Source organism: Calothrix sp. PCC 6303 (assembly GCF_000317435.1).
Taxonomy (GTDB): domain Bacteria; phylum Cyanobacteriota; class Cyanobacteriia; order Cyanobacteriales; family Nostocaceae; genus PCC-6303.
In genome coordinates this window covers 4333542-4356403 of record NC_019751.1, presented here as the reverse complement: position 1 = coordinate 4356403, position 22862 = coordinate 4333542, and the positions used below count along the sequence as shown (strand labels likewise).

The following is a 22862-nucleotide window of genomic DNA, read 5'->3' as shown; positions in this document are numbered from 1 at the left end:
TTATAAAAAATTACCCTTCCTACTTAACTTCATATTTGCCACAGTATTTATGACGACGAAAATTTACGATTGGATTGTGATTGGTGGGGGGTTTGCAGGTGCAGCACTAGCTTATGAACTTGTAAAAAAAGACCTTCGGGTATTGTTATTGGAACAAAATGCTGTAGCTGATAATGCAACCCGTTACAGTTATGGTGGTTTGGCTTTTTGGTCTGGTGCGACTCCTTTGACGCGACAATTATGCGATGAAGGGTTACAGCGCTATCAAGTTTTAGCAGATGAATTAGCAACAGATATTGAATTCAGACAATTAGATTTATTACTTACAATTGGACTTGAAAGTGATGTGGAAACAGTTGCTAAATCCTACTCCCAGATGGCAATACCACCAAGGCAATTGACGGTAAAAGAAGCATCTGAGTTGGAACCATTATTAAATTCCGATGCCATCTCTGGTGCGCTAACAGTCAAACATGGACATATTCATCCAGAAAAAACAGCACAAGCCTATATTGATGCTTTTCTCCGTGATGGGGGAGAATTAAAAATTACTCAAGTCTTAGAATTATTTTCGGCTTTCACGGTTGATAAACAAGCATTATGTAGAGTCAAAACAGCTACAGATAACTACGAAGGTGAAAATATTGCTGTTTGTGCTGGGGGAATTAGTCGTCAATTATTAAAAACATCTGGAATTGAGACTCAGATATATTTTACCCATGCCGAAATCATTGAAATCCAACCAGTGGATTTTAAAATGAATACCTTAGTAATGCCAGCCAGTTTACAACGCTTCCAACTGGAATTTGAGGCAACTAGAGACGATAAACTGTGGCAAGAACCCAGTGATGAAGAGCAAGCGGCAATTTTAGATGTGGGTGCAGTCCAATTTCGAGATGGGAGTTTGCGTTTAGGGCAAATTAGTCGGATCATCACAAATCCCAATGCAAAAATCGATAGTAAAATTAGCGAAGAGTGGATGCGATGCTCTATTAGAGCTGATACGCGAACGACTTACGTCGCGCAAGCTTCGCATATCCATAACATCCTACCAAAACTCGCTCATTTGCCTGGAACCTGGCACCATTGTTTAGTGGCTTTTAGCAAAGATAATCTTCCCGTTATTGGCAAGATTCCAGATTTTCCTCAAATTCATTTGTTTTCGGGTTTCAGCAATCCCCTAGTTTTTATTCCCCCCTTAGCACAGCACTTCGCTAACTGGGTATCAGGTACAGAAGATGAAATTATTAACCAGTTATCTCCAAGTAGGTTTAGGTAGTTGGGCAGAATTAAATTTATTGCTTAGGAAGGTTTGTAAAAGCTGTTGCAGCGGTTTTCACCTATTTGAAATACATCAACCGTAAGGGTTTAGCAATGCTAAACCCTTACATTACATGATGAATTGCAGTAGGAAGTGACACGCTTTATCTATATCCAAATCTTCATCCTTACATCAGACGGAAATTAGTAGATTGATTCAGATTAGCAGCAGTAACATCCTTAACAAAAGCAACATCCAGACCTTTATGCTTGATCAAAGCACCACCAGCTACATCTGTAAAACTTAACATTGAGTTATATCTTACACCACCAGCACAACCGAATATATCTTCACCGACTGTAAAATCTTCAATTGTTTCTTTACCTTGTCCTCTAACCAGAACAAAAGTATCATTCCCAGCATCACCTTTCAGGATATCATCACCAGCACCACCCCAAATGATGTCATCATCATCACCACCCCAAATAGAATCATTTCCAGTTTCACCGTAAAGCTTATCTTTTCCAGCATTTCCGTAGATTGTGTCATCCCCAATACCACCATAAATCGCGTCATCCATGCTGAAAGTAACGCCGTAGGCAGGTATGTTTTGCAAATCACCATAGAGCGTATCATTCCCTGCTCCACCAATAATCCGGTCATTACCCAAACCTCCGTAAATGGTATCATTACCATCTCCAGCATTAATTCGGTCATTACCATCAGTTCCCGTTAAGTTATCAGCCCCAGAAGTGACAGTGACTGGATTTACAGTATTGCTATAAACCGTAATTTTAAAGGTTTGCGCTGCTGAAGTATCAACGCCGCCATTTGCAGTACCTCCATCATCGCGGACTTTAGCTCTAAATTCGGCTGTGCCAACTGTACTGCCTGGTGTGTAGATTAAATCACCATTTAAATTAATTGTCGGTGTACCTTGAACAACGCCTGAATTATTTACGACATCAACTATGTACTCGGCGACTTTTTGCCCTGATTCATTATTTACATCTACATTAAAGCCACTTGCCCAACCTGCAATCATTTGTTGTATTGAACCTGATTTGATACTTTGGTCGCCACCGATCGAAAATGTTGGAGCATCGTTAACAGCTGTAATATTGGTAGTGATGGAATTGACTGAAGATGTGATCGCACTACTGCCTCCATTCGTACTAGTGTTAATATTTATCCGGCTTCCAGCATCTGTAAATATATTATAAGTGTTATCAATTGCTCGTACTTTCAAATCAGGAACAGTACCGTAGTAATTTCCAACTGCTAAGAAGCGAACTTTAGTAGTTGCAGATAATGTTAGAGCTTGAGTTGTGTCATTATCACCCACTGTACCAACATCAAACCAGTTAGTAGCATCAGTTGTATATTGCCATTTTCCTTGTGTGGCAGCATTTGACTGGTTCTCTACTACAGCAACACCGCCGAGACTTGCACCTGCATCTATGTCAGAGAACTTACCAGAAAACAGATTAGCAATTGTTTCCCCATCAGGATTTTGTGTATCTTCAGCTATCTCTAAAAGTGTTGCGTCCCCTGTAAATATAGGAGCATCGTTGACAGCACTAATATTAATTGTAGCTATCTGACTACCATCCCCATATGCTGTTGTACCTCCATTGCTTGATATATTGACTCCAGTAGTTCCATTTGCGTTACCATCTGTTCCATCCCAAGCATGGTAAGTTATGTTGGCATTACCATTAGAGTTAGCGTTAGGTACAAAGCGAATTTTTGTATTTGTTTGGAGTTCAACTTTTGACAAACTTACGTTTGCTTGTGCAGAACTAGTATTGTCACCTAAGAACACAAAGTTAGTTCTTTCGTACGGATCGTAGGGTAGAGATGTTCCAAGTGGTCCAGCAGTTGTATGGTTAAATGCAGTGTAGTTGCGTAATGAACCTGAAAAAAGAAAAGTAGTAGTAGTATCTATATTGTCGGTCGCAAATAACTCATATACATCGTCTTTGATTTTCAAGTCATAGCGTCTTTCGCTTTGTGTATTAAAGTCAACTATTCTCTCACTTGTGCTGTGGGTAAAAAGTGGATTAGCTGTTTGCGCCCAAATTTCATTTTCCCAAAAGCCAAGTTCGATCGCCTTGGTATTATCGCTAGTAACTACAATCACAGCAAAACCAGCGCGATCGATAATGCCATCACCGTTGTCATCACTACTGTGACTTTCGCTATTGATTTTGACGTTAAAACTTAGAGTAAAACCTTGGCTTCTGTCCAAAACAGGAAACGCAGGGTTAAGAGAAATTGGTAAACCAGCATTATAATTACTGTAACCTGCTGCTCCTCCTTGGGTACTGATTAAGTTAGTCGTACCGTTGCTGAAACTTTGGGAACCACCAGCAAGAACGGTTCCTAATAGCGGTATTGTTACCTCAGGAGAAATCCCAAACTGTAACCAACCCTGGTTGTCGGGTGTATTACCTAATGTACTGTTATACATTGGTGTTAAACCAGATAACAAAGTCGCTGAAGTTTTTGAAACTGCACCAAAGTTAGTCCAAGTATTACCACCGTTCAAGGAGTATTGCCAAGTACCGTCACCTGATAAATCTCCAATTGCTATACCTTGATTGTTATTACTGCTATCAGTAATCTGGTTTTTAATTAGGTCGGCAATAAGAAAGCCACTATTACTAGCATCAAGAATATCTTCATTAATAGCTGGAAGAACTAAGTTGGGAGATGTAACAATTGTTGGTGCAACATTTCCACGTAATGCATTTATCCAAGCTGTATTTGCTCCGCCATTGGCTAAACCGGGATTACCACCCGCAGCATTAAAATCTGCTGACCAATTTGCTGCATCTGTTGCACCTGAAGCACTATTCCCAAGAAAAGCAGTAGCTGTATTAACTGCTGGAGTTTTAGAACGAGAACCAGTTGTTGTTACAGGAAATTTATAAATTTCATTTCCATTTGCGCTTGCATCTAACAATCTAGGTACGTCTGTAGTATCACCATTGTTAAAAGCCCCTCCTGTACCACTCCATCCAGATGTACGAGTAACTGCAAATGGTCCAGTGGTGTTGAGAGATGAAATTCTGAGTGTATAATCTCCATTTGCAGGGTCATAACTCAAATCTGGTGTGATAGTGCTATCTGGATCACCACCGTTGTATATAACTACTAGTGTTCCAGCTTTTAATGAACTAAAACCAGCACCAGATAACTTAATATCAAGCGTACTATTTCCATCAACAAGTCGGTGATTTTGTAAATCTAAATTATCCTTAATAACTAAAATCTCTACCCATTCTTTTCCACCACCATATCCTTGAGAAAATTCATTGATGATTACATCTCCAGAGGTTGCTAAAACTGAGCTATAACTTTCTACAGATACACTTGAAAACGCCAAAGAAGACTCAATATTCCCCGTCTTCATCTCCAAAATCCAATCACCACCCAATGCAGCATTCCCCGTCAAATCATTCGATGCAGCCACATCTGCACCTGTCAACTGACTCAACTGCTGAACAAACTCAACACCTGCTTCCTCTGTTGCCACATCGCAACCATACAGCAAAATATCCGCTTCTTCCGTCAGCGCTGTTTTCCACTGCTGCAATTGGTTTTGATATTGACTTAAATTATCTGAATTTAAAAAATTTGACCCCAGTTGTAAACTTCCAGCACTACCGTGAGAAACAATATGTAATGAATCATATTGTTTCCCCAATAAGCTCTCGGTAATTTGGGCTATTCCATCTTTTGTAGGGTCAAGAATAACAACTTCTGTATCTGCTTGAATATTTGCTATCAGATTTTGATAGTCGGGCACTTTAGTATCAATAAATATAATACTTGCTTTGTTAACTAATCTTAATGATGTCGATTTACTCGACGACATTTGTTCTTCATTAGAGAGAATTAGACTATTATAGAAATCATTAGATTGTTCTGGCATAGTTATTTAAAGTTATTTAGATTAATGAATTCAAGACTTGAATATGTAAATTATTAGAGTAAAATCACTTACTATTATTGCCTTGTAGACTAATCTCAACCTCAGTAGTTACACCACGTTTAACTTAATGTTTTTGCGGGATTGATTGTTTTGACAAATTGGTGATGGCACAGCTCCCCGACTTCTTTAAGAAGTCGGGGAAAAATCCGTGATATCACTGAAATCAAAGATTGGTACGAGAAGTTAAGTTATAACCGTTCCTAGTCTCTACGTATTCATGATATGCACGGATATACGCACAAAATTTGTCACTTTCTGCTGGGGTCTGCCTTTATACTTATAAGTAGTATTACTCTTGCTGAAGGTGCTAATGCCGACGAACCAATTATGGCTGCTAGTGTCCCTAATAGTTGCGATATTTTTAGTAAGCTATCTGATGGGGAATTAGGAGTTAACGGTACTAATACAATACTTAGTAGTAACAAGGCATACGGGGGATCTCCCGGATTGGTGATTGTAGACTGTGCCGGTTTTGTTGATATTTCTATTTCTGCACCCGCGCAGGAAGAGCCTGGCACAAGTAAAACTAAATTTCCTACTGCTGGTTTATCTGCGACAGCTACAGACGCAACATCAACTTTTAATATTCAGAGTGGGACTGCAAAAAAACCTTTGCCAGAGGACTATGACGGACAAATTGAAGTCAATATGACAGCGGATAATCAAGGTAGTACTATTCTTCCGGGAGAATATAATTTTACGGTTACTTTAACCGTTACTTCTCAATAAAATTGAGTTTATCATATTTTTATTCAATACTATCCACTATTTTTTACACATTCAAAATACATATATTTAAGCTGTGACGAAATTAAAATCATGAGAAGATTCCTATTAATTTCCCTGGCAATGATGATGACTCAGATAGCTGGTTTGCAAAAATTAATTGCAGATGAGACTAATAAGTTATGTACTTTCAGTGAAGGTTCTGGTGGACAGCTTGTTACTGAAAAAAAGATAACGCCGAGTAAGTTGGTAACTTCAGAGAGTGCTGGTGGTGCGGCGATTCAGATGGATATCACTTGTAGTCAACCTGCAAAATTGGTTGTTTCTGCACCTATCCAAGTGGGAGGTCCTGAGTTTAAACCTGTGTCTGCATTCACAAGTGTGACAACTGCTAGTGGTAATTCTACTAAATCTAATGAGGCTCCTTTAGATTTGCCTGCGGGAACTACTCCTGTATCGGTTCATCTGTATGTAGATAAGGGTAGCCGTTTAAAGGTGGGGAATTATCAGTATACTTTTAAGTTTACTTTTACACCTTAGAAATGCAAATTCATCCTATTTTCTGTTTTCCCTTGACTCCGGGAAACGATTTGTTAGTCTAGATATTTATTGTATATATTACAAAGTGATGATTATGAAAGATAATATTTCTCTAATTGCAGCGGTTGCTGGTGGTTTTATGCTATCTGTGGCTTTATCTAGTATTTTGCAAGGTACACCTGTGGCTGCATCTTCAGGGAAAGCTAATGTAAATCAGATGAGTGTGACTTATATCAGTCTTAAGGAATCAAAAGTCCGCGAATCGAGATAGTTAATGGATGATGGAAGTGGGTATTCAGATCCCCGACTTCATTTAAGAAGTCGGGGATCTATAATCTCTTAAACACCAGGAGAAATTATTCTCACCCACTCAACTATGAATAAAGAAGTTATTGGCATTGATTTAGGGGGAACAGCGATTAAGTTGGGCAGATTTACAGACGATGGTAAATGCCTACAATCATTAATAGTTAAGACTCCCCAGCCTGCAATGCCAGAGACAGTGTTAGTAGAGATTGTGAATGCGATCGGACAATTAGATCCAAGCCACAATTGCGTTAGTATTGGTGTGGGAATGCCGGGACCTGCTGATCCTGATGGACGTATCGCCCTAGTTTCAATTAATCTCCCAGGCTGGCGTGATGTGCCGTTGGCGGCTTGGTTGGAGGAAAAAACCGGAAAACCTACGATTCTTGCTAATGATGCCAACTGTGCGGGTTTGGGTGAGGCTTGGCTAGGTGCTGGCAGACGATTTCAAAATTTTATTATGCTGACTTTAGGTACTGGAGTTGGTGGGGCAATCTTTATTAATGGTAAATTATTTATTGGTCATCATGGTGCAGCCGGGGAATTAGGTTTAATTACCCTCCATGCTGATGGTCCTGTATGTAATAGTGGAAACCAAGGTTCTTTAGAACAATTTACATCAATCCGGGCAATTCGTCGCCTCACAGGCAAAGAACCCTCAGAACTCGCTGCTTTGGCAGAAATGGGAGATATTCAAGCTTTGGAGTTTTGGGCAGAATACGGACGTAATTTAGGTATTGGATTATCTAGCTTGGTGTATGTACTCACCCCAGAGGCGATTTTATTGGGTGGTGGAATTAGTGCTAGTTCCAAGTTTTTTTTACCTACAGTCACAACCGAAATTGAAAAGCGGGTTTTTATCACTTCTCGCATCGGTTTAGAAATATTACCAGCAGAATTGGGCAACGCAGCCGGAATGTTAGGTGCTGCAAAGTTAGCTTTGACGAAAATTAGTTAGAAATTCCTCAACCTACTGGACTAAAATCTGTACCCCGTGGTTTTTTCAATATAATCTACAACTTTTTGATAGGAGTCCGGATTACTTGCAGGGTTAATAATAATCGGTATAGTGCTGTCTGGCAACCAAAAGGTGATTCTACCGTTAGGTTCACAGCAAAATGAACTTATACGATTAAGGTTAATGACGTATTCATTCCTTTCGTATAATATTTTAACCCAGTAGGTATTTTCGTCCAAGTTGCTTACTTTGTCGATATAATCCAATATTTTTTTATAGTCTTTCTCGTTATTTTGTGGATGAATCACGATTGGAATTCCACTATCTGGCAACCAAAATGTTACTCTATTATTTGGCTCACGGCAAAAGGCTATGACACACTCAAAGTTGAGTGTGAATTCTTTTCTTTCATAAACTATTTTTTCCCAATGCGCCACAAAATTCCCTCACTTTCCCTGTATTTATATTGTGTTTTTAGTTACAATATATCATTTTTTTTGTGAGCCAGCTTGACTTCGTAGGTTATATATGCTCATACCAGCCGGATGTTACAAACTATGAGCCACACTATTGTAATGGTTTCAGTTTGCGATCATCTCAAATCCAAAATGGTATGAGTCAATGAAATACTGGCTGGTGGGCAGGTTGCTTGTGAACTTGGGAATTTAGCAGTTTTTATGAGACTTTCATCGGAGTTGCCATACTAATGGTTGGGTGAGATGCTTGTCCACAGCTATGTGCAATCGCAGTTTCAATCAAACCCTTGAATAATGGATGGGGTGCATCGGGACGGGATTGAAATTCTGGGTGGAATTGGCAAGCGAGGAAAAATGGATGTTTGGGAAACTCAACAATTTCCACTAAGCGTCCATCGGGTGATGTGCCACTAATTACATAACCTGAATCTGCTATCAAGCTACGATAAGCGTTATTAAACTCATACCGATGACGGTGACGTTCGTAAATTACCTCTTCCCGATATAGTTTATGGGCTAGGGTATTAGGTACAACTCGGCAGGGATAAAGCCCCAAGCGCATTGTTCCCCCCAAATCCACTACATCTTGCTGTTCTGGTAAAAGGTTAATTACGGGGTTTTCGGTATCTGGGAAAAATTCAGCACTATTAGCATCGCTTAATCCCGCAATATTTCTTGCCCATTCAATCACGGAACATTGCATTCCCAAGCATAAACCTAGGAAGGGTATTTGCCGTTCCCGCGCATATTGAATTGCGGCAATTTTACCATCAATGCCGCGAGTACCAAAACCACCAGGTACTACCACACCATCGACACCTTGTAAATGGGCTTCAATATCTTCGCTTTCTAGTTTTTCAGAATTAATCCAGCGAATTCTTAAATCTCCATAAGTTGCGATCGCAGCATGACGCAAAGACTCAACTACCGATAAATAAGCATCACCCAAACTAACATATTTACCCACAATTGCAATTTCAATTTGATACTTGGGAGCATAAAGTTTCTCCACCAGTGTTTGCCATTGGGTTAAATCGGGTTTGCGCTGTTCCATTTGCAGTAAATCTAATGCCTGTTCTGCCAAACCTTCCCGTTCCACAGTTAGGGGTACTTCGTAGATACTATTAGCATCTTGAGATGTAATGACGCATTTTACAGGGACATCACAAAATTCTGATAGTTTTTCTTTGATCCCTTTAGGAATCGGACGATCCGAACGACAGACTAAAATATCAGGCTGAATCCCAATAGAGCGCAACTCCTTCACTGAATGTTGAGTAGGCTTGGTTTTCATTTCCCCAGCCGAAGCAATCCAAGGTACCAATGTTACATGCATGTATAATACATTTTGCCGTCCCACTTCTTTCCGAAACTGGCGAATTGCCTCCAAAAATGGGAGGGATTCAATATCGCCAACGGTACCACCAATTTCTGTAATTACAACATCAGGATTAGTATCTAAAGCAACTCGTTTAATTCTGTCTTTAATCTCATTGGTGATGTGGGGAATCACCTGAACAGTCCCACCATTGTAGTCTCCGCGACGCTCACGATTAATCACCGCTTGGTAAATAGAACCCGTGGTGACACTGTTGAGTCGTGACATTGAGGTATCAGTGAAGCGTTCATAATGACCCAAATCTAAGTCAGTTTCCGCACCATCTTGAGTGACAAAAACTTCCCCGTGTTGAAATGGACTCATGGTTCCGGGATCAACATTAATATAAGGATCCAGCTTCAGAATCGACACCGAGTAATCGCGGGATTTAAGCAACCGTCCCAGACTAGCTGCTACAATTCCTTTACCGATACTCGAAACAACACCGCCAGTAACAAATACAAACTTAGTCATACAATCTATTAAGTTCTAGCAACTTCTGAGAATTACACCCCGTCATTGTGCCACAGTAAATATTGTCCATTAAAATTCCATTTAGGTTGTGGCGTGAGACAAGTTTTTGGATTCGTACTATTTGGCTCAATAGTTTTTCCCTCTATCGTTTTGGCTCAAGAAACATCACTCAAAGTTGTTTATCCTCCTCAAAACCACCAAACAAGTGCCGATAGAATTTTTTTCATCGGTACAGCACCATCAACCGGACAAGTTCTGATCAATGGTAAACTGATCACCCGCAGTAAAAATGGTCATTTTGCACCAAGTTTGCCATTAAACGTGGGAGAAAACATCTTTAGCGTACGTTATCAAAACCAAGAATTAGCGATTAAAGTCACTAAAAAACCTTCACAACCAGAAATACCCCAACAACTGGGCTTTGCCGAGGATTCGCTGTTTCCTGCTGTGGATATTGCACGAATACCAGGGGAAACAATTTGTTTTCGTGCAACTGCCCTTGCCAATATTAAGGTGACTGTTAAACTCGCTAGTCAAACAATTGCCCTTTTACCCCAACCCCCACAAGCACTGCTTCCTGATAATAAAGCCGCGCTTACGGGAACAAATCAAGCGATTAATCCACAATCAAATCAGATCAACTACGAAGGTTGTACCACACTTGAAGCAGATGCTTCCAATATCCTCACCTTGCTTTATGGCAATAATGTCATTTCCGGTGCTGTTGTTCCTAATTCCACTCAAGAAATAGATCTGGGTAAACCAGAATTTCAATTCACGTTTAATGGCAAAACTACCACTCAAGTAGGTTCCGGCAAAATCAGCATCATCTCGCCCACACAGCTACAAGTAGCTGAGGTGACAGCTGAATCAGGTGTTGCTCGTACTGGTGCTAGTACAGACTACTCCCGACTTACCCCATTGCCAAAAGGAACAAGGGCAGCAATTACAGCTAGGGATGGTGACTGGTTACGTTTAGATTACGGTGCTTGGATTAACAGCAAAGAGACCCGTATTATACCAGGTGCTGTGCCTCCACGCACGGTTATTCGCAGTATTGGATACCGTCAACTCCCCAATGCTACCGAAATTATTTTTCCACTTCAAACTCCTGTTCCAGTTAGTGTACAGCAAGGTAATAAAAGTTTTAGTTTGACACTATATAATACAACAGCACAAACTGATACTTTCCGTACTGATGATAGTCCAATAATTTCTCGTCTGGATTGGCAGCAAATTAATCCCCAACAGGCGCAATATACCTTTAACCTCAAAAAAAGCCAACAGTGGGGTTACAAGTTACGCTACGAGGGTACAAGCTTGGTTTTGACTTTACGTCATGCTCCAGAGGGTGTAACTCAACAGCGCAGATCTTTAAAAGGTATCAAAATTCTCCTCGATCCGGGACATGGTGGAAAGGAATCTGGTGCTGCTGGTGCTGATGGAACTTTGGAAAAAGATGTTAACCTGACTATTTCTAAATTGGTGCGGGATAATTTGCTGAAGCGGGGGGCAACCGTGGTGATGACGCGGGAAGATGATCGAGATGTTTCCTTAGTTGAGCGGCAAGTAATTATTGCCAAAGAAGAACCAGCGATCGCGCTTTCGATCCATCACAACGCATTACCAGATAACGGGGATGCTGAGAACACAAAAGGTTTTGGTTCTTTTTGGTACAATACCGAGGCCCATAGCATGGCTGTATTCTTACATAACTATATAGTTAAAAAAAAGCTACGTCCATCCTATGGGGTGTTTTGGAATAACCTGGCATTAACTCGTCCAGCAAGTTCTCCATCAGTACTGTTGGAATTGGGATTTATGATTAATCCCAATGAATTTGAGCAAATAGTGGATCCCAAAGATCAACGGAAAATGGCAGAAGCGATCGCTAATGGCATCTATGAGTGGTTTCAACAATCAAATCAGTAGATTTCCCATTTCCGTAACCCACAAAATATCCATCTAAAGTTGCAATAATTACATAATTTTGGTCAATTCTGTTACATCCCGTTAAATCTATGGTTAAATATTAATCGTGCGTCTATACCCGGTTAGCATTAAAAATGACAACTGCTGAAAATACTTAATTAATTGCTAGTCCTAATAGCAATAGATAAATAATCAAGCAAAGTATGAGTGAATCGCATTTTCATAAAAGCTAACCGTTTTAACACCCCCCTTAAGCTTGAAATTCAGACTTGTTTATTCTGAATCAAAAAATTGTGCATCACTCTCCTAGATTATTGGTTAAATCAGCCTGAACCAAAGTTTTAACCAATAATCAGCGAAAACTTTACTGAATTGAGAGGACTTAAACTGTGACGCAAGAATTATCAACCACTCCAAATCAATCTGTTTTGCCTATTGATCACCCACTAGGTAATACGGCTAATTCATACGCAGTCAGCCAATCTTCTGATCCAGTTGCTGCTGCCGCATCAGGAACAAACCCAGTCCTCACTGTAGGTGGAACCACTAACTTCGCCCTTGGTTCCGGTCCTAAAGTCATTGCTCCTAGCCTAACCGTTACTGGTGATACCACGACTGTAATCGATGGAGCCAGAGTTATTATCAATGCTGGCTTCGATCAAGCAGGTGATAAGCTTCTGGTTGGTGATTCTACCGCTACAAGTGGTACTTTAGCTAGTGGTATTCAGTACAATTATGACACCACATCTGGAGTATTAACTTTTACAGGTAATGGTACCACCGCCAACTATGAAGCAGCATTAAGAAGCGTCAAATTTGACTCCAGCAGCACCAGCACCACTGCACGTAGTGTAGATTTTTCTCTAGGTACTAGATTTTATCTAAGTAGTAACGGGCACTTCTACGGATTTATCCCAGTTACTATACCCAATCAACCGGACAAAGGTATCTCTTGGCTTAATGCGAAAGCTGAGGCTGAATCAGATGGCAGCAAGTTCTACAACTTAACAGGTTACTTAGCAACCATCACCGACCAAGCTGAACAAGATTTTATCAACGATAAAATTAGAGCCAATGGTTGGATTGGAGGCAGTGACCAGGAAACAGAAGGTGTCTGGAAATGGGAAACAGGACCAGAGAAGGGCACAATCTTCTGGAATGGACAAGGTGCAACATTTGGCAACCCAAAAGGTACTCCAGTCAGCGGTACCTATTCTAATTGGAGTCCTGGTACTGGAGGTGGTAATGATGAACCGAATGATCGACAAGCTAACGAAGATTATGCCCACATCATTGGTAACGATGGTGCTGGAACCATAGGCAAGTGGAATGACTTAGCAAATGATTTCGACTACTCATCAGCAAAGCCTTTTCAGGTTCAAGGTTACATCATAGAATACGGTGACAAGACAACCGATGCCAATTACCCCAAAATAGTCGGAACAGTCGGTATCAACATTGGTGCTATTGCCAATCCTGACTTTAACAAAGATAAACAACCCGAAATAGTTTGGCGTAACTTCGGAACACCACAGCAATCTGGAGATTCTGGTAGAAATGCTGTGTGGGTCTTAGATTATGACAAAAACGCCACTGGTGCCACAAACCCCTTCAAATTGAACGAAAAAACTAAATTCCTCAGAGACACAATTAGTGATTTGGGCTGGGAAATCGAAGGTACTCAAGACTTTAATAAAGATGACATCACTGACCTATTTTGGCATAACTCCAACACGGATCAGACTGCAATATGGATCATGAAAAATGATACAAGTCCTGGCGGTAGTGGCATTGAAATAGATAAAGGCTATTTCTTCTATACCGTGCCTAATAAAAATTGGGAAGTTGAAGCTGTTAAAGACTTTGATAGTGATGGTAATCAGAATGTCTTATGGCGTAACTATACCACTGGTGAAAATGCAATCTGGTCAATTGCATACGACGCGAATAACACTAGTAACCCATTTAGTCTCGATAGTTCCAAAACAAAATTTATCAAATCTGCTGAAAACACTTGGACAATGGAAGGGTGGGAAGATTTTAACAAAGATGGTATTAGTGATATTCTTTGGCACAATGAGAAGACTGGTGAAAACGCAATTTGGGCATTAAATGCAAATGCTAGTGGAGACGATCCATACTTTGCTTCGGCATATGATCTCACCAATACCGGGAAAGGTTCTGGTTGGAGAGTAGAAGGGGCGATTGACTTTAATAATGATGGAGTGAGCGATATTGTCTGGCATAACAAAGATGGTAGTAACGCTATTTGGTTAATGAAGAATGGTGCTGATTATGATCAAGCGTATTTGATTCTCAGTACTGACTTGAAGTGGGAAATTGAGGGTGTAGCCGACTTTACTCAAGATAATATTCCAGATCTTTTGTGGCGTAACTATGCTACTGGTGAAAATGCTATTTGGCGGATGAAACTTGAAGGTGGAAAAGCCCTATTAGACCAAGGATTCTTTATAACTGAGGCTAAAGATCTGTATTGGGAAGTCCAATCTCCCACACCCAATAACCAAGATTCGGTTGCAGCAACGTAGAAAATAATACTTCTGACCCCTATTTTGTAAAGGCAGAGGTCAGGGTAAGTAGTGAGTAGGCAGTAGGCAGTGGGGGAAAGCCTCTTATTACTGTACTTTTCAGGGTTAAATAATGGTCTGGTTATACCGATTCAAAAAATGTTTGCGACAGATTACCTGACCCGCATCAGAATCAATAACCCCACCCTATAGACGCGTAGCGGCTTCTCTTGGAGTACCCTCCCCTCTTGCCTACGGTGTACATACACATAACTTCCGTTAGCCCTTACCCTGGAACAGTAAGGCTTTGTGCGTTTAGCCCCAGGCTTCAGTCTGGGGGCTTTTAAGCAAGGAATTGGAATTTTTTATGACTTGTGTGTAAACTGTAGCCTTTCCAAGAGAGATTTAGAGAGACATTATCAAGAAACTTGTAGATTCAACACTTTTGGTAAAAATCCGGATTTTTATCATCTCTTCACAGTTTCTTTAAACAAAATTTGCTTTTCCTACATATAAGCTTTACGGAAACTACTTAAAATCACATAATATTAAAGGTACGTTGAAGCCTTTCAAGCTGTGAATGCTAAACTTCCACCACATAAGTGTTGGTTGGTATTGCACCCGGTAAGAAGCCTACAATCTCTAATTGCGATCGCATGTACAGACCAAGGAAGATTCTCCGCTTAATTACAACTAACACTAAAGCCTTCTCAGTTAATTAGTTTGTAGATTTAGCTTTCAAATGTCAAGCTAGTTGATGAGGTTAACTTCATCCAAACTAACTACATATCCAGTTCTGATGTTCCGTGTCCCTATTGAAAACAAGTAACTTAGCTAGTTATTAGGAGAAGGCGTTTTTGGATAAAATAACTTGTTTGACATAGTGTAAATGAGGCAAATTAACTTACTTAATGTAACTATCCACAATATAACCATGGCTGAACTTTTAGAAAGTATCAGGGGTGGTGGAGTAGTATTGACACCGAATGTGGATCACATCATGAAACTGCAAAATAATGTAGAGTTTTATGGTGTGTACCAAGAGGCAGACTATAGGGTTTGTGATAGCAAAATTTTGATGTACGTATCTAATTTTTTAGGTACTCCAATCCAGGAAAAAATATCTGGCTCAGATTTGTTTCCGGCATTCTACAACCATTTTCAGAATGATCAGAATATTAAAATATTTTTACTAGGTGCCGATCAACAAACAGTTAAAACAGCCCAGCAAAAAATTAATCACAAAGTTGGTCGAGATATTGTCGTTGCAGCTCATTCACCATCATTTGGCTTTGAGCAAGATGAGGTGGAGTGCCAAAAAATTGTTGAACTAATTAATGCCTCTAAAGCAACAGTTTTGGCGGTGGGAGTTGGCGCACCAAAACAAGAACTGTGGATCGCCAAATATAAATCTCAGCTAGTCCATGTGAAGATATTTTTGGCAATTGGGGCAACAATTAATTTTGAAGCTGGTGATGTTCAACGTTCTCCACGTTGGATGAGCGAAATCGGTTTGGAGTGGTTGTTTAGATTAGCATCTGAACCCAGGAGGCTATGGAAACGTTACATATTGAGTGTAGCTCCATTCTTTTGGCTAGTTTTACAGCAAAAACTTAGTCTGTATGAAAACCCTTGGTCTACTATTAAACCAACCAATGAAACCAAAATATTGCCAAAATTCAATAGAATCAATTTAGAGTAATTAAGTTGATAGACAATAGGAAGTTAGGAAAAATAATCATAGCTTTGGCGGAATAAGTTTTGTTGATAAATCAAGAAAAACCTGATATGAAACCTCAACACTATACTGAAGAAATAGACCTGAAGAATTATTGGTTAGTTTTGAAGCGACGTTGGCTGATAGCTGCGGGAATATTTTTGACTTCTGTGGCAATGTCAGGTTTTGTCATATCATTGCAAAAGGCAACCTATGAGGCATCAGGGAAACTACTTTTTCAGACAAACCGGACTTCATCTCTAACAGGAGTAGGTGAGAAAATAGGTAGCTTGGAAAGTTTTAGAAACGAAGCAAATCCCCTTTCTACCCAAGCAGCAATTTTAGAATCACGTCCCATTGTCCAAGAGGTAATTCAGGCTTTGGATCTGAAGGATAATAAAGGTCGTTCCTTGGTGCCAGAAGCATTCAAAATTAAGGTGGAAGCTGTACCTGGGACAGATATATTGAATGTTTCCTTCACATGGGATAACCCAGAAATAGCCTCAGCAGTGGTTAATAAGCTGATGGATGTTTATGTTGCTAATAACTTAGCAAACAGTCGTTCGGAAGCTGTATCTGCTGGTAAATTTATTGAGTTGCAAATACCCCAGGCAAAAATAGAGCTAGATAAAACATCTGAAGCATTAAGAAACTTCAAAGCTCGGAATCAAATTATTAGCTTGAAAGAAGAATCTGATTCCACAGTCAAAATTATTGAAGAATTGAGTAATAAACTGAACGAAGCACGGGGGCAACTTGCAGATGTCGCTTCACAGCAAGCAGAAGTTCGTCTCAGCGCGAACATTCCACGCGATCGCACTGTAACCCAAACGGTGAATGTAAGTTCATTAAGTGTGAATCCAGGAGTCCAGGGAACCCTCGCAGAATTGCAAAAGGTTGAAAATAACCTGGCAGTTGCCCGCGCTCGTTACACCGAAAATAGCCCAATTGTCATGGACTTGAGGGAACAGCAAGCAACACTCAAACAGCTACTGCAAGAAAGAGTTGCCGATTCTTCCGGCAGTTCACAACAAATAACCCCTGGAAATCTCCAAATTGGTGATATTAAGCAGGATTTAGCTAATCAGTACGTCAGCTTACAATCTCAGCGAGCGGGTTTAGAAGAGAAAGTTCAAACCCTCTCATCATTGCATGAAGCCTACAAACGTCGAGCAAATATTTTCCCCAATCTAGAAAAGCAACAGGGTGAATTAGAACGCAGTCTGACAATTGCTCAAAAGACATATGAGGAATTGCTGACAAGGCAACAAGCAATTCGATTAGCAGAAAACCAAGCGATGGGAAATGCCAGAGTAATTCAGAATGCCATCGCTCCCAATTCACCAATATCTTCAAAACTCACTTTACTTTTGGCAGTTGGTGGTGTCTTCGTCGGAGTATTCCTAGGGATTGCTGCTGCCTTCTTGGTGGATTCCATCGATAAGTCCATCAAAACCATCAAAGAAGCGCAAACATTATTTGGTTACACCCCATTGGGCTTGATTCCCAAATTCGATGCCAATAGTACCTCATTAATTGAAGAAATGTCAGGTGATGGAGTTTCACCGCGAATCATCGTTGCCACTTCCCCCCGCACAGTGATTCATGAAGCCTATCAAATGCTGCGGGCAAACTTGAAATTTATTAGCCACAAACAAGTACGCACAATTGTGGTCACAAGTTCAGTTGCTGGGGAAGGAAAATCAGAAGTTTCCGCTAATTTAGCAGCAGCGATCGCTCAAACTGGCAAACGGGTATTATTGGTGGATGCAGATATGCGTCAACCATCTCAACATCACCTCTGGGGACTGATGAATGTCAAGGGTTTGAGCAACCTGTTGGTGGATAGAGTCAAATTAAACAGAGTTGTGCAAAAAGTTAGCACTAACTTATCCCTGTTAACAGCCGGAGTCATACCTCCTAATCCCGTGGCTTTGATAGATTCCGAAAGTATGATGAACTTGATTCAAACCATGGCAGGTGAGTATGAATACATCATCTTTGATACTCCTCCTTTAGCGGGAACCGCAGATGCGGCAGTCTTAGGTAAGATGGCTGATGGCGTGTTAATGGTGGTTCGTCCCGGTATCGCTAATTCCGATAGTGCGATCGCAGCCAAGTCACTCCTAGCTCGTTCCGAAGCAAATATCTTGGGTTTAGTCGCCAATGGTGTCAGTGTGAAAAACGAACCAGGTAGTTATTTCTACTACGACTATGCCCGCACAGAAATGAGTTCAGAGCGAGCAAAGACTGTATCGTTAAGTTGAGAACTTGAAGATGAATTGTCTCCCTGCTCCCCCTCTCCCTGCTCCTCTGCTTCCGGAAGGCTTAACCCTGTGGCAGCAAATCCAGGAAGACTGGATTGCTCATGGACGCGACTGGACAAAGCCCGGTTTTAGAGCCGTTGCCATTCATCGCTTTGGAGTTTGGCGAATGCAGGTTCAACCCAAACTCCTCCGTGCGCCTTTGAGCATTCTTTACCGAATGTTATATCGTAAAGTTCGTAACACTTACGGGATTGAATTACCGTACACTGTTGAACTGGGAAGACGTGTCATCATTGAACATCAAGGAGCAATCGTTATTCATGGTTATTGCCGTATTGGTAACGATTGTATCCTTCGCCAAGGCGTAACCTTGGGGAATCGCTATCTCGAACGTCCTTTAGAAGCCCCGCAACTTGGTGAACGGGTCAACGTTGGGGCTGGTGCCAAAATATTTGGCAATGTCCAGATTGGAGATGATGCCAATATCGGTGCAAATGCGGTGGTTCTAAGTGACGTTCCAAACATGGCTACAGCTGTAGGAATCCCGGCAAAAATACTGGATAAAGTTAAACAAAGTTATGGGAATTCTTGAGTTAGTTAATTTCAGCGCTAATTTAGCACTGGTTACCATTAGTTTATTAGTACTTCTGTTGTGTGTTTTTTTACTAGTTGAATGCGTTGCAGCACTCTTACCTTTGACAGTTGGGAGAACTCGTCAACGCAATCTTGATCCGAAGGTGGCAATCCTGATTCCCGCACACAACGAAGAACTCACAATTCAATCTACTATCCAGCAGATTCTATCCACAACTAAACAACTATGTAGCTTGATAGTAATTGCTGATAACTGTACAGATGCCACAGCTACTGTAGCTAGATTAGCTGGTGCAACTGTGATTGAAAGACAGAATCAACAGCTTCTTGGTAAAGGTTATGCCATGGATTTTGGCTTGAATTTTTTGGCATCTAATCCACCTGATGTGGTGATTTTTATTGATGCTGATTGTCAAGTTGAAACTGGGACAATTGAAAAATTAACCAAAAAGGCATTGAGGACTAATCATCCTATCCAAGCTACCTATTTAATGGAAACACCCAGCAATCCTACACCGAAAGATGCCATTTCTGCCTTTGCTTTCAAGGTGAAAAATTTAGTGCGATCGCGTGGGATGTCAAAGCTAGGTTTACCATGTCTATTATCAGGGACAGGCATGGCATTTCCTTGGTCTGTGATTCGGGCAGTTGACTTGGCAAGTGGTGATATCGTCGAAGATATGAAGCTGGGTTTAAATCTGAATATTGCTGGGTATACACCTTTATACTGTCCCGAAGCCAGGGTAATTGGCAACCTTCCCCAAAATGCTCAAGCAGCAACTAGTCAGCGTACCCGTTGGGAACATGGACATTTACACACGATATCCAATTACGTCCCGATGCTCGTTGGTGCTGCAATTCGTCAAGGCAGATTAGATTTACTGGGAGTTGCCTTAGATATATGTATTCCTCCACTTTCCCTATTGGTGGTAATTTGGATTGGATTATTGGTTAGTTCACTGCTACTTGGAATAGTTGGTAGTTTTTGGATACCTGCAATGATTGCCACTGCTGCGGGAGTTGCTCTGATATTGGCGATTTTCACGGCTTGGTGGAAATTTAGCCGTGATGATTTACCGCTGAGTCAATTGTTGAGTATTCCTATTTATATTCTTTGGAAAATACCTCTGTATCTGAAGTTTTTTGTGCAGCCTCAAAAAGCTTGGGTTCGGACTGAGAGGGATTAGGAAGGAAGCAGGGAGCAGGGGGGCAAGGGAGTTGATCTGGACTTCCCAAATGGCTAATAGCTAGTAGCTAATAGCCGATTTTATTATGCCCAACTCATGTATGGTAGGTGAGAAGCTGTTGCTTGAATTTGCTCTTTTTGAGCTACTAATTGTCCGCAAGCATCCCAAGTTCCGGAAATAAACATGTTTCTCGCTCCTTCACCGATGGAAACAGGTGCTGTAAAGTCGCCACATTGCACTTCCATTGATTCTAAGTTGATTGTGGTGGATGTTTGGGGGTTATTTGTAACGATTTCTTGCAAATGCTTGACATCGGCGGTGGTGGCGGTGAGGCAGGGGATGCCGATGGCGACGCAGTTACCAAAGAAGATTTCGGCGAAGCTTTCACCTATTAATGCCTTGATTCCCCATTTAGCGATCGCTTGTGGTGCGTGTTCGCGGGAGGAACCACATCCAAAGTTACGATTGACTATTAAGATTTTGGCTTCTTGGTATTGGGGTTGATCGAATGGGTGTTGTCCTCCAATGCGATCGTCGGCGAAGGCATGTTGCCCTAAGCCGTCGAAGGTGATGCTGCGGAGATAGCGAGCGGGGATAATGCGATCGGTGTCTATGTCGTTGCCGATGAGGGGGATGCTGTTACCGGATATTAATTGGATTTTGGTCATGGTTTGAGTAATAAGAGTTTTAACGCATTAGACGCTTGCGGCTTCCCGTAGGGTAGAGCGCGGAGGTAAGCGCAGGGTTACGCGGAGAGGAAGAGAGAAGAGAGGCAGAGGGGGAGAGTGGGAGAGTGAGAAAGAAAGAGTATTTATTCCCCTTGTCTCCCTGCCCCCTGCCTTTTCTTAGTTCAGCATTTGGCGTACATCGCAGAGTTTGCCGGATATGGCTGCTGCTGCTACCATGGCTGGACTCATGAGGAGGGTGCGCCCGCTGGAGGAGCCTTGTCGCCCTTTGAAGTTGCGGTTGGAGGAGGAGGCGCTGATTTGTCTGCCTTGGAGTTTGTCGGGGTTCATGGCGAGGCACATGGAACATCCGGCTTCGCGCCATTCAAACCCGGCGGTGATGAAGATTTGGTGGAGTCCTTCGGCTTCGGCTTGTTGTTTGACTCGTTCGGAGCCGGGGACAACGAAGGCTTTGATTCCTGGGGCGACATGTCTACCTTGGGCGACTTTGGCGGCTTCACGTAAATCGCTGATGCGTCCGTTGGTGCAGCTACCGATGAAACAAACGTCTATTTTGGTGCCTTCAATGGCTTGACCTGGTGCCAAATCCATGTATTGGTATGCTTCTTCGGCGATGAAGCGCTCGTCTTCTGGCATTTGGTCGGGGGTTGGTACCTGTTGATCGATGCCGATGCCTTGTCCGGGGGTGATTCCCCAGGTGACTGTGGGGGGAATGTCGGCGGCTTTGAAGACTATGACATCATCGTATTCGGCGTTGGGTTCGCTTTTGAGGGATTCCCACCAAGCTACGGCTTTTTCCCATTGTTCGGCTTTGGGGGCAAAGTCACGCCCTTGGAGGTAGTCGTAGGTTACTTGATCGGGGTTGACATAACCACATCTGGCTCCCCCTTCGATTGCCATGTTACAAATGGTCATCCGCTCTTCCATGTTCATTTGTTCGAGGGTGGTACCTGCAAATTCGTAAGCAAATCCCACACCTCCTTTGACTCCTAGGGTGCGAATGACATGTAATACGACATCTTTGGCGTAGACTCCGGGGTTGAGGGTGCCGTTGACTTCGATTTTGCGGACTTTTAATTTGGAGAGTGCGAGGGTTTGGGAAGCAAGGACATCACGAACCTGACTGGTGCCGATGCCAAATGCGATCGCGCCAAATGCTCCATGGGTGGAAGTGTGACTATCTCCACAAGCTATGGTCATTCCTGGTTGGGTGAGTCCCTGTTCTGGAGCGATGACATGGACGATTCCCTGATTCCCAGAACCAATTTTGTGGAAGGTAATATTATTTTCTTGGGTGTTGGTTTCCAAGGCTTGCATCATCTCTTCCGCCATGGTATCAGCAAAGGGACGCGCCTGGTTTTCGGTGGGGACTATATGGTCTACTGTGGCGACTGTACGCTGGGGGAACAATACTTGAAGTTGGCGATCGCGTAACATGGCGAAGGCTTGAGGACTGGTGACTTCATGGATGAGGTGCAGTCCAATAAATAGTTGTGTTTGTCCTGATGGGAGTACCCCAACGGTATGCAAGTTCCAAACTTTATCGAACAGCGTGCCTTTACTCATACCTGGTATCCCTGTGTTGAAGAATCAGATCTTAAATAGTAGCAAAAAGTGAGGGCGTTTTTACTGAAGTTCCAGTATTTCAGTTATGTCAAGCAATTCGTTGCCTTAATTTATCTATTCATTTTGTATATCCGAAAAATTAAAAACTGGCTTTTTATTTTCGCCCTATGATTAGTCAAATGTATTTTATGTATATTTTTTATGTGTTAAACATATACCTATTTTTGATTTTTTCTGGCATCTTTATTTATTCACCTAAAAATCTG

General features: G+C 41.6%; 16 protein-coding genes. 11 read left to right on the top strand and 5 right to left on the bottom strand.

Annotated features, from left to right (window positions below):
• Positions 1-49 precede the first annotated feature (49 nt).
• Positions 50-1279 carry an NAD(P)/FAD-dependent oxidoreductase gene (locus CAL6303_RS17810; protein WP_015199211.1) on the top strand — a complete coding sequence of 410 codons (1230 nt, stop codon included), beginning with the start codon at positions 50-52 and terminating at the stop codon, positions 1277-1279.
• Positions 1280-1448: 169 nt separating this feature from the next.
• Here CAL6303_RS17810 and CAL6303_RS28605 read toward each other — a convergent pair whose 3' ends face one another.
• The gene (locus CAL6303_RS28605) at positions 1449-5201 is read right to left on the bottom strand and encodes a DUF4347 domain-containing protein (protein ID WP_015199210.1); all 3753 of its coding nucleotides are present in this window, start codon (positions 5199-5201) and stop codon (positions 1449-1451) included.
• 282 nt (positions 5202-5483) lie between these two features.
• On the opposite strand from CAL6303_RS28605, the gene CAL6303_RS17800 reads away from it, so the two are divergent.
• From CAL6303_RS17800 to CAL6303_RS17785, 4 genes are all read left to right on the top strand, one after another.
• The gene (locus CAL6303_RS17800; protein WP_015199209.1) at positions 5484-5990 is read left to right on the top strand and encodes a hypothetical protein; all 507 of its coding nucleotides are present in this window, start codon (positions 5484-5486) and stop codon (positions 5988-5990) included.
• A gap of 90 nt (positions 5991-6080) precedes the next feature.
• Entirely contained in the window at positions 6081-6527 is a 447-nt protein-coding gene (locus CAL6303_RS17795) for a hypothetical protein (protein WP_015199208.1), read from the top strand.
• A gap of 94 nt (positions 6528-6621) precedes the next feature.
• Positions 6622-6798, top strand: coding sequence for a hypothetical protein (locus CAL6303_RS30815; RefSeq protein ID WP_203225929.1), 177 nt, complete (start codon positions 6622-6624; stop codon positions 6796-6798).
• Between the two features lie 105 nt (positions 6799-6903).
• Positions 6904-7791, top strand: coding sequence for an ROK family protein (locus CAL6303_RS17785; protein WP_015199206.1), 888 nt, complete (start codon positions 6904-6906; stop codon positions 7789-7791).
• A gap of 20 nt (positions 7792-7811) precedes the next feature.
• Here CAL6303_RS17785 and CAL6303_RS17780 read toward each other — a convergent pair whose 3' ends face one another.
• Together CAL6303_RS17780 and CAL6303_RS17775 are read right to left on the bottom strand one after the other, a co-directional pair.
• On the bottom strand, positions 7812-8228 hold the full coding sequence (locus tag CAL6303_RS17780; protein ID WP_015199205.1) for a hypothetical protein: 417 nt from the start codon (positions 8226-8228) through the stop codon (positions 7812-7814).
• Between the two features lie 238 nt (positions 8229-8466).
• Entirely contained in the window at positions 8467-10119 is a 1653-nt protein-coding gene (locus tag CAL6303_RS17775) for a CTP synthase (protein WP_015199204.1), read from the bottom strand.
• 93 nt (positions 10120-10212) lie between these two features.
• On the opposite strand from CAL6303_RS17775, the gene CAL6303_RS17770 reads away from it, so the two are divergent.
• From CAL6303_RS17770 to CAL6303_RS17745, 6 genes are all read left to right on the top strand, one after another.
• Complete coding sequence (locus CAL6303_RS17770) at positions 10213-12051, top strand: N-acetylmuramoyl-L-alanine amidase (protein WP_015199203.1); 1839 nt, start codon at positions 10213-10215, stop codon at positions 12049-12051.
• Between the two features lie 389 nt (positions 12052-12440).
• Positions 12441-14600 (top strand): lectin-like protein, encoded by a 2160-nt coding sequence (locus CAL6303_RS17765; RefSeq protein WP_015199202.1) that lies wholly within the window; start codon positions 12441-12443, stop codon positions 14598-14600.
• A gap of 868 nt (positions 14601-15468) precedes the next feature.
• Entirely contained in the window at positions 15469-16281 is an 813-nt protein-coding gene (locus CAL6303_RS17760) for a WecB/TagA/CpsF family glycosyltransferase (protein ID WP_015199201.1), read from the top strand.
• Between the two features lie 86 nt (positions 16282-16367).
• Complete coding sequence (locus CAL6303_RS17755; protein WP_041739735.1) at positions 16368-18563, top strand: GumC family protein; 2196 nt, start codon at positions 16368-16370, stop codon at positions 18561-18563.
• A gap of 10 nt (positions 18564-18573) precedes the next feature.
• Positions 18574-19155, top strand: a complete 582-nt coding sequence (locus CAL6303_RS17750) for a serine O-acetyltransferase (RefSeq protein WP_015199199.1) — start codon at positions 18574-18576, stop codon at positions 19153-19155.
• On the top strand, positions 19142-20344 hold the full coding sequence (locus tag CAL6303_RS17745) for a glycosyltransferase family 2 protein (RefSeq protein WP_015199198.1): 1203 nt from the start codon (positions 19142-19144) through the stop codon (positions 20342-20344). Before CAL6303_RS17750 ends, CAL6303_RS17745 begins: the two co-directional genes overlap by 14 nt.
• An 83-nt stretch (positions 20345-20427) precedes the next feature.
• Here the strand turns inward: CAL6303_RS17745 and leuD are convergent, their stop codons facing one another.
• Complete coding sequence (leuD, locus tag CAL6303_RS17740; RefSeq protein WP_015199197.1) at positions 20428-21012, bottom strand: 3-isopropylmalate dehydratase small subunit; 585 nt, start codon at positions 21010-21012, stop codon at positions 20428-20430.
• A gap of 177 nt (positions 21013-21189) precedes the next feature.
• On the bottom strand, positions 21190-22596 hold the full coding sequence (leuC, locus tag CAL6303_RS17735) for a 3-isopropylmalate dehydratase large subunit (RefSeq protein ID WP_015199196.1): 1407 nt from the start codon (positions 22594-22596) through the stop codon (positions 21190-21192).
• Positions 22597-22862: the final 266 nt, after the last annotated feature.